The sequence below is a fragment of the Paraburkholderia sp. CNPSo 3281 genome, from assembly GCF_024206515.1.
GTDB classification, from domain to species: Bacteria; Pseudomonadota; Gammaproteobacteria; order Burkholderiales; family Burkholderiaceae; genus Paraburkholderia; species Paraburkholderia nodosa.
On the sequence record NZ_JAMBPS010000100.1, the window covers coordinates 1 to 15,318 of the forward strand.

Annotated in this window: 15 protein-coding genes and 1 pseudogene; 10 read left to right on the forward strand and 6 right to left on the reverse strand. The window is 58.0% G+C overall.

All coding sequences use genetic code 11. The annotated features are described in order from the left end of the window. Positions 1–180: pseudogene (locus tag M3I56_RS39245) on the forward strand (IS256 family transposase); the annotation flags it as partial. 33 nt (positions 181–213) lie between these two features. On the opposite strand, the gene M3I56_RS39250 reads toward M3I56_RS39245, so the two are convergent. The 3 genes from M3I56_RS39250 to M3I56_RS39260 are packed head-to-tail and all read right to left on the reverse strand — an operon-like array spanning position 214 to position 2,032. Next, positions 214–1,056, reverse strand: a complete 843-nt coding sequence (locus M3I56_RS39250) for an ImmA/IrrE family metallo-endopeptidase (protein ID WP_254358473.1) — start codon at positions 1,054–1,056, stop codon at positions 214–216. Beyond that, positions 1,053–1,445, reverse strand: coding sequence for a hypothetical protein (locus tag M3I56_RS39255; RefSeq protein WP_254358474.1), 393 nt, complete (start codon positions 1,443–1,445; stop codon positions 1,053–1,055). Before M3I56_RS39255 ends, M3I56_RS39250 begins: the two co-directional genes overlap by 4 nt. Further along, positions 1,442–2,032 carry a hypothetical protein gene (locus M3I56_RS39260; protein WP_254358475.1) on the reverse strand — a complete coding sequence of 197 codons (591 nt, stop codon included), beginning with the start codon at positions 2,030–2,032 and terminating at the stop codon, positions 1,442–1,444. Before M3I56_RS39260 ends, M3I56_RS39255 begins: the two co-directional genes overlap by 4 nt. Positions 2,033–2,143: 111 nt before the next feature. On the opposite strand from M3I56_RS39260, the gene M3I56_RS39265 reads away from it, so the two are divergent. The 8 genes from M3I56_RS39265 (at position 2,144) to M3I56_RS39300 (ending at position 11,712) form a co-directional block, all read left to right on the forward strand. Then, positions 2,144–3,139 carry a hypothetical protein gene (locus M3I56_RS39265; protein WP_254358476.1) on the forward strand — a complete coding sequence of 332 codons (996 nt, stop codon included), beginning with the start codon at positions 2,144–2,146 and terminating at the stop codon, positions 3,137–3,139. Positions 3,140–3,388: 249 nt separating this feature from the next. Beyond that, entirely contained in the window at positions 3,389–4,546 is a 1,158-nt protein-coding gene (locus tag M3I56_RS39270; RefSeq protein ID WP_254358477.1) for a metallohydrolase, read from the forward strand. Positions 4,547–4,558: 12 nt separating this feature from the next. After that, positions 4,559–6,787 (forward strand): Mov34/MPN/PAD-1 family protein, encoded by a 2,229-nt coding sequence (locus M3I56_RS39275; protein WP_254358478.1) that lies wholly within the window; start codon positions 4,559–4,561, stop codon positions 6,785–6,787. Beyond that, a complete protein-coding gene (locus tag M3I56_RS39280) occupies positions 6,702–7,562 on the forward strand; it encodes a hypothetical protein (protein ID WP_254358479.1) in 861 nt (286 codons plus the stop codon). The genes M3I56_RS39275 and M3I56_RS39280 overlap by 86 nt, the downstream gene beginning before the upstream one ends. 239 nt (positions 7,563–7,801) lie before the next feature. Next, positions 7,802–8,929 (forward strand): hypothetical protein, encoded by a 1,128-nt coding sequence (locus tag M3I56_RS39285; RefSeq protein ID WP_254358480.1) that lies wholly within the window; start codon positions 7,802–7,804, stop codon positions 8,927–8,929. Positions 8,930–9,003: 74 nt separating this feature from the next. Next, positions 9,004–10,404, forward strand: coding sequence for a hypothetical protein (locus M3I56_RS39290; RefSeq protein WP_254358481.1), 1,401 nt, complete (start codon positions 9,004–9,006; stop codon positions 10,402–10,404). A 60-nt stretch (positions 10,405–10,464) separates the two neighbouring features. After that, positions 10,465–11,100, forward strand: a complete 636-nt coding sequence (locus M3I56_RS39295; protein WP_254358482.1) for a hypothetical protein — start codon at positions 10,465–10,467, stop codon at positions 11,098–11,100. Between the two features lie 168 nt (positions 11,101–11,268). After that, entirely contained in the window at positions 11,269–11,712 is a 444-nt protein-coding gene (locus M3I56_RS39300; RefSeq protein ID WP_254358483.1) for a hypothetical protein, read from the forward strand. A gap of 124 nt (positions 11,713–11,836) precedes the next feature. Here M3I56_RS39300 and M3I56_RS39305 read toward each other — a convergent pair whose 3' ends face one another. Next, entirely contained in the window at positions 11,837–12,352 is a 516-nt protein-coding gene (locus tag M3I56_RS39305) for a hypothetical protein (RefSeq protein WP_254358484.1), read from the reverse strand. A gap of 95 nt (positions 12,353–12,447) precedes the next feature. Between M3I56_RS39305 and M3I56_RS39310 the strand changes: the two genes are divergently transcribed. Further along, positions 12,448–12,807, forward strand: a complete 360-nt coding sequence (locus tag M3I56_RS39310) for a hypothetical protein (RefSeq protein WP_254358485.1) — start codon at positions 12,448–12,450, stop codon at positions 12,805–12,807. Positions 12,808–12,873: 66 nt separating this feature from the next. On the opposite strand, the gene citF is transcribed toward M3I56_RS39310, so the two are convergent. Both citF and M3I56_RS39320 read right to left on the reverse strand, forming a co-directional pair. Then, on the reverse strand, positions 12,874–14,289 hold the full coding sequence (gene citF / locus M3I56_RS39315) for a citrate lyase subunit alpha (RefSeq protein ID WP_254358486.1): 1,416 nt from the start codon (positions 14,287–14,289) through the stop codon (positions 12,874–12,876). Between the two features lie 882 nt (positions 14,290–15,171). Beyond that, positions 15,172–15,318 (reverse strand): ATP-binding protein (locus tag M3I56_RS39320; RefSeq protein ID WP_254357844.1); only part of this gene is annotated, 147 nt, incomplete at its 5' end.

The window sequence follows — 15,318 nt, forward strand, 5'->3', positions numbered from 1 at the left end:
CTACGCAAGATCGTCAAGACGCGTGGGCACTTCCCCACGGACGAGGCCGCGACCAAACTGCTGTGGCTGGCCTTGCGCAATATCACGGCTGACTGGAGCCGTGCCGCACATGACTGGAAAGCCGCGATGAACCAGTTCGCGATCCTCTACGAGGATCGCTTCACCAGGAATCATTTGTAGAATGCAATTGATGACCTGCCAGACGGCAGGTTTTTATCTGCCTTGCACACAAAAATTCAGACACTTCCGAACATCTTGGTAGCGCCGTTCGGGCTCGCGCTCGTACGGTGACTCGAACATATTTGTATCGCCCATGTACAGCATCACCAGCACTTCACCCGGGCGACCGGGTATCGAATTCTCGTGGACTTCGTAGTTGGCCGCTTCATCGTTGGAAAACCACGATTGCGCTTCTTGTTTACCGGAGCCTTGCGTGGATTTGACTCCATAGACAATGTCGTACGCAAAGCTGTCTTCGTCGAGCGTCTGCACCAGGCGCCAGCGCCGCGGCACATGAGGGGCGAACGCACGCCAGCGTATCCCCGCTCTGTCGTAGCAGGCGACGATTACAGGAAGTGAATCGACTTCGGCCATGCGGATGATGGCAGCTGCGATGCTGACTTCGAACGCTTGAGCTACCTCGCCGATGTGCTTGAACGTCGGGATTTTTGCTCCCGAGCGGATGGCGGGGTCGAACAGGTAGCGTGGCATCAACAGATGCGCGGCGTAGCTGTCCGCTTCCTTCTCCAGTGACGCGTCGGACGCCAAGTTTGCACTCTGGTCATCGACGCGGCAGCGGAACGACCTACCGCGATGCATATTCCAGTGCCCGAGTTCATGTGCGAGGGAAAACCTTTCGCGCCCACGGTTGCCTGACGGCCTGATAGTCGCGATTGCCTGGTTCTTGACCCCTACGAGTGTCGCCTCGCAACCATCAAGCTGCTCATAACGAACATCCATGCCGGCGTCGTAGGCAATGGCTTCGACGTCCAGTTCCGATGGGGACGAGATGCCAAACTCGGATACCAGTGCTTCGGCGCGCTGGCCGGGAGTCAATTGTTTTCTCCCGGTCCATCTCGAAGTTGCTTGAGCTGCGCGTAGAGCCGTCGAGCGTCGGTTTCTGACATTTCGCTGAGTTGACGAGCGGCGAGAGTCACCTGACCGTCGTTCGCTGCTTCGCGTATGTAGGCCTTTACTTCATCTAACGACACAACAGAAGCCGAAACATCGGGTTCATGTTGCCTCTGCTGACGAGCCGCTTTAGCTGCTTCCATTCGTTTGCGTCCAGCGGCTTGATTCGCTGCTGCGATGCGGTTGGCGGCGCGCTGCTTCACGGCGTCGATATCCTCACCTTCGAGGATTTCCTCGTCGGACATCGACATCAGCTCGTACGTGTATGACTCGAGAAAGCGCGACGAGAACTGTGGCTTGCGCGATGCGCTCATCCGTTCCTCCTTTCGTCTTCCATAGTTTCGAGTTTCCGGGCCAACCGCTTACGGGCGGCCTCATACTGATTCTTGTCCATTTGTAGTGCTTCTGCGGCTTCTTTGCCGCGTCTTCCTGCAGCCCATTCCCAGGCGACCAACGCTGCTTCCGCATCATCTGCGAGCAGCATCTCGACGCGAGCGGCTTGCTCGGCATCGGATGTCGCGACCTCGGGGGTGAGTGTCTGAACTGGCTCGACGTTACGGACAAGCAGGTCGGTCGCTTCCATCACGTCGGTGCTTTCCACAACGGTGTGCCCGTCGATTGGACCGTTCGCTTCGCGCTTGCGAGCGTTGCTGGCCATGCTGTCCAAGACCGATGCGATAGCCGGGACGGCTGGGTATCCCCGATGCCAGACCCGCTCTCCGCCAAGGAGCTTTGCACAAGCTTCCTGCAGCAGGTCCTCGTGCGAATCGGCACCGACACCAGCGAACGCTCGCCTGGCAATCCGTTCGATGCGGACCCACTCGGCCGGTGACATATTTTCCAGTTCCTGCTTGACCTCCGCCGGACTCAGGCGGTCGTCAGTGTCGAGGGCTTCTCTCATAGCTCCCGAACTCCCCTTAACGGTGAAGACTCTCCTCGCGCGCTCTACGGACGCTGCCGAAGAAAATTTTTGTTGAGACGTCCGCGCGGTCGTTCTGGAGAGTCTTACTAGGTGTGGGCGAAGCATTTGGCGCTTCGCCGCTCCAGACGAGCGAGGACAAATCCGATGATAGTAGAACGCAAGACGCGCGACATCAATCGTTACCTGTCGCATCTCCCGGAAGGCAAGAAATATTACCTCGGCGTGCGCGTGCGCTCCGAGCATGCCGCTCGTCTGGCGACGCTGGGCTTTTCGCGCCCGCTGGTCGTCGGCGAGCGTTTGCTGCCGCCGGCGCGCGGCGCTGCGAGCCGCCGAAACGCTAACGGCTTCGACATTGTTCATCGCGACCAGGAGAAGGAGACTGCGTACCGCCAGATTAGCTGGACGTATACGCAGCGCCACGGCGACCGTGAGGTCGAGGTGACCGAGGTCAAGGATGTTCCGTACTACCGCTATCCGCGCACGAAGGTTCCGCCGTATTCCGCCGAGGTCGTGGTCTCGGTAGACCCCGACGGCGCGCATTGCGTTGTGGCCGGCCCGTTCAAACGTACGGATGCGCAAACGGCAGTTGCGACGAACACGGCCAACATGCTCGTCGAGCAGTTCGGCTCATTCGAGGTGCTCGACGCGTCGATGAGCCCGTCGGTGGATGTGCCGGTCCGCCGCCTCAACTGGAAACTCTTGCCGCCGGGGAAGAACCCCTGGCAGACCGCGTGGCCGTCGCTTGAGACCGTCATCGAAAAGAGCCGCGGCAAGAGCCGCGAAGTGGTCGCGGCGCGCTTCAAGGAAGTTGGCAAATACAGCCCGGAATTCATCGCCGTTGGTTTGGGTGGATTCGAAGACTACGTCGTATTCGGCTTCCCGCGCAAGGGTATTTGCATCCTGGAAAGCCGATTCACCAACAACGCCACCTATGTGCTGGCTCATGCGAGCTGGGAAATCGTCTCGCAGATGACGAAGGCGCAAATCCTGTCGGCGTCGGCGCACGACGCGCGATTGATTCACGACCGCAACTGGTTCGACGCGTTGGCGGAAATCCTGGCTCGCCCGTCAGCAAGCGCTGCGTAGGCGAATGCGTGCGTCGCGCGCGCTCGGATGCTCTGCAAGCGGTCGAATTGACCAGCGTGATGCCGTCCGCATCGCAATTTTCCTTTCAAATGAAAGAAATATTGCGATGCGGCACAATATGTGGTGTTTAAAGTTTAAAGTATTCTATATATTGTGTTTTTTGGTAATATGATTTATCTATCTTGAGCGGTAAAAGTTGCCGTCAATGGTTGGCGGCGTTTTCACGCACTTATTTGAAGGATGTCACCCATGGCAACGCCAGAAGTCACCTTTTTCCCCGTGGGCAATGGGGACATGACGCTTATCAAATTGCCCAGCGGCCGGACGATTCTTATCGACATCAACATCCGGCAGCCCGGCGACGGTGTGCGCGACGTGCTGAAGGATTTGCGCGAGAAACTTGCCGTTGACGAGGAAGGACGCCCGTATGTGGATGTGATGGTGCTGAGCCATCCGGACCAGGACCACTGCCGCGGGCTGCGCGAGCACTTCTATCTGGGCTCGCTGACGGACTATCCGACGAAGGGCGAGCCGTCGAAAATCGTCATCCACGAGATGTGGTCGTCGCCGCTCGTATTCCGCCGCGCTTCGAAGTACCACACGCTGAGCGACGACGCGCGCGCGTGGAACACGGAAGCAAAGCGTCGCGTTGCGCTCTTCCGCGAAGAAGGGGAGCTGGAAGATGGCGACCGCATCTTGATTATGGGCGAGGACACGGACGGCAAGACCGACGACATTCTCGACATCGTCGTTAAGACCGATGAGCGCATCACGGCGGTGGCCGGGAAAGAGCAGGAGAACTTCAGCGCGTTGCTTCTGGCGCCGATGCCTGCTGACGACGAGCACGATGCCGATGAACTCTCGAAGAACGAGTCGAGCATCATCATCAACTACTCCATCGGCACGGGAGCAGTCTCGGACGCCGTGAAGTTCCTGTCGGGCGGCGATGCAGAGGTGTACATCTGGGAGAAGCAGTGGAAACGCCACAAGGACGACACGACGGCGCTCGAGTACGACTTGCTGTCGACGCCTCACCATTGCTCGTGGCACACGCTCTCGTGGCACAGCTGGAGCAAGAAGAAGGAGGACGCTGAAGTGTCTTCCGACGCGCGCAAAGCGCTGTCGCAGACGCGTGCGGGCGCTTACATCGTCGCCAGCAGCAACCTGATTCTCGACGACGACAATGACCCGCCTTGCATCCGTGCGAAGTGCGAGTACGAAGCTATCGCGAAGGAGCCCTCGGGCAAGTTTGTGAACACCTCGGCCCATCCCAACGAGAAAAATCCCGAGCCGATGGTGTTCGAAGTCATGTCGGGTGGCGTCAAGGCGAAATGGAAGGTTGCGGCGGCCCCTGCAGCGGCTGGTGCCGCCGCAGCGTTCGGCTCGAAGCCCTTGTCGCACGGCTAAGACGGGGTCGCTATGGACGCTCTACTGCAGGGTGCAATCCAGCTGCTCGAGGCGCATCCTGCGGTCGAGTCGGTAAAGGTCGAAGAAACTTCTGGCGGTGGTGCAAACGTCTACGCGACGTTTCTCGTTGACCTGCCGTCGCGTTGGGCCGCCGCGGGCGCGAGTCCGAACGGTGTTCGAGCGCGAGAGGAAGTGCTCGTCGAGTTTCCGTCCGGGTTTCCGGATAGGGCTCCGCGATTCACGTTGCGCGAGGATTTTCCGGACGCGTTACCGCATATCTATCTGCACAAGCGCGGAAGTCGGGTGCCCCCATGCACTACGTTCGGCGATAAGCTTGATGTAATGCATTCAGACGGCTTCTTTCGCCTTGTCGACCAGATGTCGGATTGGTTGAACAAAGCTGCGGTCGATGAGCTGGCCATCAATGAGAAGGGCTGGGAGCCGAGCCGAAGGGACGTAGGCTTCAACTTTGTCGAGATGGACCCCGCAGGATATTTCGACAAGCCACCGTTCGGCGGGTGGCGCTTATTCATGTGCATGACGTGCTGGAGCAAAGACGGCCGCTGGTCGTTAGCGCGTGACCCACAACAGAAGTTCCCGGTCGGCGACAAGTCCTTCATGCAAGAGTGGCTGAAAACGCTTGGCGTGAGCGAAAGGGCGTTTCGCGGGCGCGTACCTCTGGTCTTTTGCTGGCCCCAAGCTGCTCCTGGTGAGCAACCGCTTGTTCATGAGCGATACAAGGCTGATACCGTCACGACATTCGCGGAGCTTGCCGAGCAGGCCGCCGAGTGGGGGTGCCGAGTTGCGCTAGACGATTTCGTGAGCAACTTTAACCGCACGCTTGCATCGTCGAACTACAAGGTCGAGGTGCTCTTGTATTTTGCCTTTCCGGTGCGCCGGCCCACAAACATTATCGGTACCCAGAGCCAGTTTGAGATGCTCGGCTACAAGATGCAACACTCACTGCCGACGAAGCTGTCTGTTGACGATACAACGCCGGTCAGTGCCGTTGCTTTCTCATCTCCCATCTCTTCGAAGCTGCTGAGGCGGACTTCGGCGCTGCAAGAGCAATCGAAGGAATTGCAGCTGACGTTCGCAGGATGCGGAAGCCTCGGTTCGAAGGTTGCCATGCACGTCGCACGCGCGGGCGGCAAGGCAGCGTTGCTTATTGACGAGAAGCTTGTTGTTGCGCACAACGTGGCGCGCCACGCACTCTTGCCGGACGACGTAGATAACTTGCACGGAAAAGCGGAGAGGCTGGCGCAAATCATGGAGAGCTTTGCGTCAAAGCGCCCGAAGTTTGTCGCATCTGACATTCGCGGGCTGGACTTCAATGCAGCTAAGTACCGAGATTTTTTCCGTGGCGAGAAATCGCTGGTGGTGAACACGACAGGCTCGCCAGCTGTGCGCGACTTTTTCGCGAAGGCGAAATTTGACGCACGCGTCATTGAGGGGGCTCTCATCCATCATGGCGATGCAGCATTCATGACCGTGGAAGGAGAAGGCAGAAATCCGTCGACGGTCGACCTGCTGTATCACGCGTACGAGCGACTACGCTCGCTCGGGTTTTTGCGCGATGCGGGAGTAACCGCGGCGGCGAACATTCTCGAAATCGGTATCGGCTGCCACTCGGTCACTATTCCCACGTCTGACGCTCGAGTCTCGCTCGTCGCAGCTGGTATTGGTCAGAGACTGCATCACTACGACGAGGCCGGCTTGCCAGAGACGGGCATGGCGTCCGTCGCTTCAGTCGGTGACGATGGGATGTCTATCACGTGGGTTCACGACGAGGTTGGCGCAACGCATGTGGCGGAGGTGTTCGACGGGAAGACGTGGACTGTGCGCGTGCTTGATAGGGCGCATAAGAAAATTGTCGCCGATGTTGCTGAGCATCCTACGGTCGAGACTGGCGGCCTTATCGTGGGAAATGTCTCCGCGCTCACGAGAGAGATATTCATCACAGACGTCCTCCCTGCGTCGCCTGACAGCACGCGCTCGCCTGCGCGTTTCGTGCTCGGGGTCGAAGGAACTCTCGACACGATTCGCGGCTACGAAGCGCTTGGTGGACACACGCTCTGGAGCCTGGGGACATGGCATAGCCATTTGGCGGTGAGTGGTCCATCACAGATGGACAGGGATACCGCGAAATCGCTTGATGGACAAATACGTCACGCGGCAGTTCTGCTCATTCGCCACCCGCAAGGTTACGCTGCGCTGGTCCGCGATGGCACGCCAGCTTAAAGGTCGCACGGCTTCGATACTCGACACTGCGGGGAAATACATGGACGCTCTACAGCAAGTTGCACGAGTAGCATCATCTGGAAAGTCGTTGAAAGCGCGCAATATGGTCTGGCTCGTCGGCGTTGGCATCTTCGATGTCATCATATTGCTGGTCATCGCGTTTCATCACCCCATCGACGACTTCACTGCGGATAAGGGAATGGCGCTACGAACGGGCCTGTCAATTTTCTTGCCTGTTCCCATTATTTTTCTTTCGTACCTGCTCTCGCACTCGCAGAAGGCGATTCTCGTATTCTGGCGCCTTCGTAACCCGATGCCTGGTTCGCGTGCCTTCTCCGTGTACGCCCAGACCGATACGCGGATTGACGTCGATGCGCTGAAGAAAAATGTGGGGGCTTTCCCGAGTGATGAGCGCGACCAAAATTCGACGTGGTATCGGCTCTACAAGCAGGTGGAGAACGAAGTATCGGTGCTCGAGAGCCACCAGAAATATCTGATGTTCCGGGACATCGCTGCGATGTCGCTGTTGCTTGTGCCGCTGGTAGCGCTTGGGCTTTTTCTGTTCGGCAACACATTCACGGCTATCGCGTGGTCTGCGATGGTCTTCGCAGTGCAGTATCTGATTGCTGCGCTCGCCGCACGTAACTCCGGAATCCGCTTCGTCCAGAACGTACTTTGCATCCATTCGGCAAAGAAGGTCAGCGGTACGCGGCGTGCAGCCTCTAGGAGCAAACCAGAAAAGAAGGGGGGCGTGGCTGATGGCCGCGGTGAGTGAGACACATTGCCGTGCTTCGGTCTGCAGCGGCATCGACGCGAGCGCTCTCGAGCGAGCCGCGATTCTCTTTGCGTGCGCGCTTGGTGCGTACGGAAGTTAGATTCTGAACTGCGAGGTACTGGACAGTGCTTTCGATAGAACGACCAGAACTTTATCGAGAGGTCCTTGGTTATCCCGACGGAATCCATTGTGTACGAGCGCCGGAATAGGACACGACGCGGCTCATCTTGAAGATGTCGGTGTCCTATCTCCTGGCGGCGAAGATGAATCGAGGGTTCAAGATTTACGTGGTTCCTATTGAACTGAACGGGCATTCAACGATAGGGCTGATGTGCGCATTTTTTGACGACGAGGATTGTCCGCTGACGTTATGGCGTCTCCTCACGGATGACGCCCCATCCCTCGACCTTCTGCATCTGTCGAGCAGGCGCGAGATTCTGGTCCACATATTTGATGAGCAGAATCGTGAGCTGTTAGGTTATAGAGCCGAGGTCGATGTTCCTCTCATGGCGAAGATGCGCCTGGAACACGTCAGGTTTCCCCAGCTAAGTGATTCAAGCTTCGGTCACGCGCATGAGCAGGCGAACATGTGGTTTGGCCTCAGAACAGCGGCTGACGACGCTGACGCGATTGTCGTGCGATTTGAGGAGCCTTTGTTTCCAGAAGACTTGACGATAGCCGACACGCGGCCACAGATGTACCAGTTTCACGGCAGTCAGGGGTATGCATTCACTTCCTTGGAGAGAGGAGAGCCAGGAGCGTTCCAGGAGCTTGACATCATTTTGATACTCCAGCGGGTCTTCAAGCCTGAGCAGATTTACCACGCGCCGAGGCGCCACTACGACAGGGAAGAAATTGCGGACGTCATCATCATAACCGACGACCTGTGTCTGATTGTGCAGGCGAAGGACTCGCCGAATACGGAGAAAACGCTACAGCGCACCCTGAAAAGAAAGAAGCTGATGTCGGTGCATCAGGTAAACGACGCTCTGAAGCAGGTTGTAGGTGCCGTGGGCTACGCGGATTCCACACGGCCGTTTCGCATGATTGTTGGCGAAGGGGAGGTCTGTGTAGACATCAGTAAGCACCATCTTCTGTCGTTGGTTATTGTGCGAGAGCTGTTCGTCGACACCTACGCCGAGTACAGCAAGTCTTTGTTCAGCGCGTTCGATGAGACGAACCTGCCGTGTATCGCGCTCGACCATGCTGAGTTGCATAAATATACGACTTTCTGCCCGAATCAAGGGAGTTTCCTCGGAGCCTATTTTCAGGTCTTCGATGCCGCGCGCGAACTAGGCGAGTTTCCTCGGCTTCGCTTTGGCGCTCGTGACGTTCGAGCGTTACGGGAGCAGGGGGAAGGGGGTTGAAGCGCATTCGGGCATGGCGAAACCGTAGCTGTTGCGTAAAATCATGCTCCGACCGCTAACTATTGCAATACGACATGTCGCAGAACCCTGCCAACGAAACGTTCAGAAACGCAGAGCCGTCGTGGGCGAACGCTTGCGTGGGTGATAACGGCTCGCCCGACATCGTGGATTATGCGGCAGGCTTTGCAAATGCCGCACAGGTTCTACTCGAGCAGGTTCTAAGTCACCGAGGGCTGAAGCATCCGACGGACACCTTTGTGTACCCTATCTGCTTCAACATGCGTCATGCGATAGAGCTGTACATCAAGGCAGCTATCGACTCACTGCGCCCACTTGTTCATCACGCTTATTGTCTGCCAGATATCGACGTCCAGACATCACATGATATCGGGAAATTGTGGCGCTATTTTAAAGAGCATGCGGTCGCACTCGACTGGCGCTATAAGACGGTTATCGAGCCACTAGACACGGCTATATCAGATTTTGCAGCAGTGGATGCCACGGGACAGGTCTTCCGTTATCCGTTTGGCCGGGAGAACCAAAAACACCTAACTGAGCTTGCGATAATCAACCTCGGAGTCCTGTGGAGAAAGTTCCCAAAGTTGATTGCAGACCTGAAAACGCTGAACTACCAAGCGGATTTTCTTGGTGATGAATATCGACACAGAAGCTACACTGCACGCCTTTCGCGATTCGACCTTGTGTGCATAAGCTACCGGCTGCCCCCGAGAGCCGCATGGGGGACAGAAGCGTTCGATGTAGCGAAGGCCGAGATTCGGGCGCACTTCGATATCAGTTCCAATGAGTTCTCCCGAGCAGTGAGGCTCATCGAGGCGAACATCGAAATGGCCGCCATTCTTGAGGTTCCTCGTCCGCTCGCTCATTTGAAGGCCACGCAACTCACTCTCTATTTCGATACGTGGTGCAAATTTATTGATGTTGATGATTTGAAGAAGCGACATGCGCCGGCGCCAGAAGGGCGTGACGCGTTACTCGATGCCGAGGTCAAGAACGACGATTCAGGGTTGCTCGAGGGAATACGTGCGCGCGCGGCGTTGCGAGCCGAAACTTGGCCGGACCTTATGGCTAATATATCCGCAGAAGCGCTCGGCGAGATGAGGGCTCTGTACTACTTCTCTAGGAACAACTCAAGACATACTGAGGAATTTGAAAGAGAACGAGAGCTATCTATTCGCGACCTCGTGGTTGCCCGTGATGCTGGGGAAGCGAGACTGTGCCAATCCGCCTTCTACCTCATCGATAAGCCACTGGCGTTGGAGCACGTACTTAACTCCTTGCTATTTTTTGGACATATCGACGTGGTGAAGGAAATGCTGCAACGTTATGAGCTGTCATCCTACGCGAGCGGACTGCTCGAGCGTACTCTTCGACGGTTCAGTCTCCGTCATCGTCAGGCCGTGGAGGCTATGAATTTCGACGTGAGGCATCCGGCAAATGAATTGTTCGCACTGTGAGAACTGCGTGGCGACGTAACCAGGCCGGGGCCCACAACTGTTGACTCCGTAGCAGGCAACGTGACTGACACGCCGGCGCCGGAAAGCCTGCCCGAGCGCGAAAGCGCAAACGACGAGAAGAGGACCGAGATGCTCGCGAACCCCGCAGTACAAGCCATCTTGATGTTCCTGGTTAGCACGGCGCTGACGCTAGGCGACGTGCACAGTCGCGCTTGGGCCAAAACATGCTGGTGGCTGACAGGGGCGCTTATCCTTGTGGCGTTTTTCCAGTGGCTGCGCTGGCCTGGCAACTACGGTCGCAAGTGGGAAAGCATCTGGTACTTGCGCTGGGGAGGGCGCGTGTCACTTCGAAAGGCAGCCGAAATCATCTACAGCGAGGCCCGTGCGCAAGACTCAGTCTGGGCGCACGCTGCAGAGCGCATGAGCTTGGATAAGTCGCCTGATGGCATCCTGTGCTACATCGCTGAGGTGGTTAAGCAGGACACCGTTATCTATGGCATCCGTCCGCCGTCAACGCACGTTGAGAAACTGAACCCATTGCAGTTGAAGTACGGCACGGTTAAGGATGGCGCGCGCGAGGTGCACATGCGCGATAACACGAAGGCCGTGTTTACAGACTTGGAGGTCGACGCGAAAGAGCTGCGCCGCGCACTGCGTGAGGTGCGGGAGAGCCTGAAGACGACGACGCCCATCTGAGGAGGAAGCAGCGCAGACGTTGAAACGCGACGCGTACGGCGCGCGGGCTTCGCGCGACTGCAGGTTCACTGGCAGCAAGCGCGGACGGCGTTTCGACAATTGGCCGTCGAATTATCCTCGGAAACGCATTGGCGATAGACTGAGGCATTCGTATTCCGTCCCGGGAGCATGAGCGTGACGTCACAAACCTGCAACCGCATCGACCTCGCGCTTGAGCAACTGGAGATGGCGCTCGACGCGTTCCTGGTGCGCCAGCGCTTTGCATCCGCCATCACGCTGGCCAGCGCAGCCGAACGTGTGCTGGGCCAGGCATTGCGGCACGCCGGCAAGTCGGCGGTGCTGGACTGGAAATTCGAGGCGACCGACCTCGTGCACACGGCACTGCATGGCGAGTCGCTGGACAAGGGCGCATTCACGGATGCGGAGAATCGGGTCAGCAACGCGCTGCGGCACTTTGACAAGGGCGACGCGCCAGACTTCGATGCCGACCTTGAGGAGGCCGCGTGCTGGATGCTAGTGCGTACGTGTGAGAATGCACATCGACTCGGGCTGACCGTGCGAGGCTTCGGCGCGTTCAACGACTGGTTCTACGAATACGTCGTCGGCGTGTGACAGCGCGATGCCAAGGGTGAAGCGATGGCGTGGAAACAGGCTATGTGATGGCCCACGCCCGCCCCTTGACCTGCTTCTTGCCGCATTTGCAGTTCGCGGGTCTTGCCGTGGCACCGACATTCCGTCACCGCCGCTCCCACTTGATGGGGCCAATTCTTTGCAACTCCTGCATCAGGCGCCTGCGCAGGCGACCCAAGGACTTGCGTGCTTCCGCGACGGTCGCGTAGTCCTTCTGCAGGTGCCAGTAGCCCTCGGCTGCATTCGCCTCGAGTTCGGAGATGGCGTATCGCCCGCACTGGACCTCGAGAGCGAGTCGAGCTACCTCCTCCCGCGGATGCCGGTTCCAGAGGCGTCTTAGTTCGTCGTCGAGCGGCGTGACGAACGGCGGCAGGCCGTACCTGCACGGTTCGGCGCGCAAGCGGCGGTCGCGATGCCACGGCACGTCGGCGGCCGGTGGGTCCACCCCCGGCCCGGCCGAGTGTATCCGGTCTCGCTTCGTGTGGTCGAGCCGGTACACGCACATGTCGTACGCGTACCAGTCCGACCGCGCCTCCTCGTCGGTAAGCCATACCGGTGTGGGTACGAAGCGGGTTTTGACCCCGTCCCAGACAGCCCACTTGTATTCCCAGACCGGCTCCATGACCTGACAAAAATACTGTATAGATGTACAGTATATCCGGGAACGAAGGTAGGCGGGCAAGTTGTTTCTGGCACGCGCGAGGGAGACGCCGGGAAATGAAGAAACTGGATAACGAAACAAAAGCGGAGCTGCTTACCTTTCTGGTGGTCGGTCAGCTCTTCGCATTTGCTCGTAGTGGTGAATGGTTGCGCGCCGAACCTCTCATCGAGACGGCACAGATGTGGCTGAGTTCTAACGGCGCTGAATGCGATTGGCTCGAGCGCGCGCAGCTAATCGAAGCCTGCCGCATGGTCGCAATAAGGGCGCTTGATTTGCCGTTCCCTCAAGTCGAAGCGGAGCTTGTACAGCTCTTCAACCTTCATCGTGGCTGGTTTCTCGACTATCGGAAGCCTGTAGTCCAGCAGATACACGCGCTCAGCGTATCGCTGCTCACCCGGGACCAAATAAGCTTTTGAATATTGAGCGCTCGTGGATGGCTGCTACCAAGACTTGCCGATGGCTGTCCAGCAATGGATGAGCCGTCAAAGTCGAGAGCGTATGACGTCGATGACACTCCCATCGCGGTACTCCAAGACACCAACAATGCACCCGTCCCGATTTCGTGGCGGCGGGGCTGCTGCCAAAGCGTGCGCGGCGTCGCGCAGCTCGTTGATGGACATGACTTCAATGCCAGCACGCTGGAAGTGTTGCAGCAAATCGGAACGACACGGATTCACTGCGGCACCAAGCTCCGTGACCACGACATCTATCGTCTCGCCCGGAGTGGTGAGACACCCGACCTCGTCAAGAATCTTCGGCCCCAGCTTCGATGTGAGCCGAGTCGTTACTATTGCGAGCTTCGAGCCCGCAGCGGTGTCGGCGTGACCTCCCGAGCCACCGAGTATGGAACCGTCGGCACCTGTCGTCACGTTGACGTTGAAGTCCAGGTCGACTTCTGATGCGCCAAGGACCATCACGTCCAAACGATTGACCATGGCGCCTCGGCAGTGCGGGTTCGCATACAGTGACGCAGACATTGCTTGATGTCGCCGGTTCGCACGGTACGATGCCACCGCACGCAAATCGAAGCACTGGACGTCGAATATCGTTCGAAACAGGCCTCGCTCAAGCATGTCGACCAGTTCGCCAGTCACACCGCCGGCCGCGAAGCCGCCTTGTATTCTGTCACGCTCCATCAACACCTTCAGGTACTGCGCGACAGCAATTGAGACTCCACCGGCACCAGTCTGAAACGAGAATCCGTCCTTGAGCAGACCCGAGGCCTCAATCACTCTCGAAGCAATTTCGGCTATCTTGAGTCCGAGAGGGTCACTGGTCGGCTTTGTCGTTCCGGAGAGAATACCTGCCGGGTCCCCAATCGAATTCACAGATACGACAAAGTCGACGTGGTCTTGATGAATGTCGATAGGGCACAGCGGGTACTGTTGCAGGTGGTCCGTCACCGCGACAACGCGGTGCGCGTGCTGCGCATCGACGACCGCATATCCGAGAGGACCACACGCCGCCGGCCCATCGACACCGTTCAGATTGCCATACTCATCGGCAGCCGGAGCGGCTACGAACGCCACGTCGATTTGTAGTTCACCCGCCTCGATTGCTCGGGCCCGTCCACCGTGTGTTTGAAACACGACGGGTGTCGCGAGCGCGCCCGAAGAGACGAAGTCCGCCACCGAACCCGACATGTAGGCGGTGTAGATTCGCGCCACGACGCCGCTGCGCAAATGCTCAACAAGCGGTGCATGAACAGGAAACAAGGAGCTCGCCGCAATGGTCAAATTCCTGATGCCTTTATTCGCCGCCGCGGCAAGGACTTGGTTCAGGACCGCATCGCCATTGCGCAGGTGATGATGAAACGAAATCGTGTCACCACTTTTCAGCTCGCAGGCCTCGAGCGCAGACTCAATATTCGGTAGAACCTTCGACTTGCCATCGGTCACCGGTCGGACCGGACACGGACGCCGCTCAACCCAGTCTGGCGTGACGGATGGGCCAGCGTATGGTCTGATTTCCCCATAGCCTGGGATGTATGGTGGGATTTGGCGGTCGCTCGAGGTAGTCATGCAGATACGAGGGTCTTGTTGAGTGGCGGACACGCCAGGGTCCCCGCACGATGATGGAAATTGAATCGAGCCGTCACCAGTCAACACACTCGAACGGCGCGTGGTGCGACATCCAGTCGTATGTATTGGCACGTTCGTCCACGACTACAGATTCACCGGCTTTCCCGCACGCTGACTGAGGCGCAGGGCGCTCCGCGGATTCCGGTCGCAAAGCGGTATGCGCTGCCTTCGCGCACGAGGTGGGCGTCTCGTTCTTCATAGGTCGAATCCCACTCAAGGTGGTCGGATAAAAGAGGCTGGGCACTTGCCTCTTGAGTGCCCAACAGGCTCTTACTCACAAGAGAAGAGTGAAGAAGGTGCTGTTGTATGCACGTGGTTCAACACGCCGCCAGAGAGTCGCGCTAGACGCGAACTACCCGACTCTTCACGCGAAAATCACCTGAGGAGAGGCGCCGCAGGGTTCGTGGTATCGATTTTATGAGTGGCCGAATCGCTTAGGTAGCCGCATTTGGGCAACCCAACTTCGCGCATTGAGAAGGGTTCGTGCGCGCGACAATCGCTCTTTGCCAGAGGCGACAGCTCATGGGCAATCTAGTTCTTCGCGTCGGCACCCGGCGAGAAGTCTGCGAGGAGGTGGTCCACGAGCCTTTGTACTGAGAGTGCGTATTTCGGGGAAGTTGAACGCCCGTTTCGATGAAGTCGAACAGGCCAGGAGGGAGGTGCTGCGTAGTGCTTAGATTGTACTGCGAGTGTTCGAGATCAGGCTACTTTTTGATCAGGAGCGTTCTTCTTTCGCATCGAATCGCCCTTCAATGCAAGCTTGTGAGCTTGATGGACGAGGCGGTCGAGGATTGCGTCGGCGAGCGTGGGGTCTTGCAGCCATGCGTGCCAGTGTTCAAGGGGCAG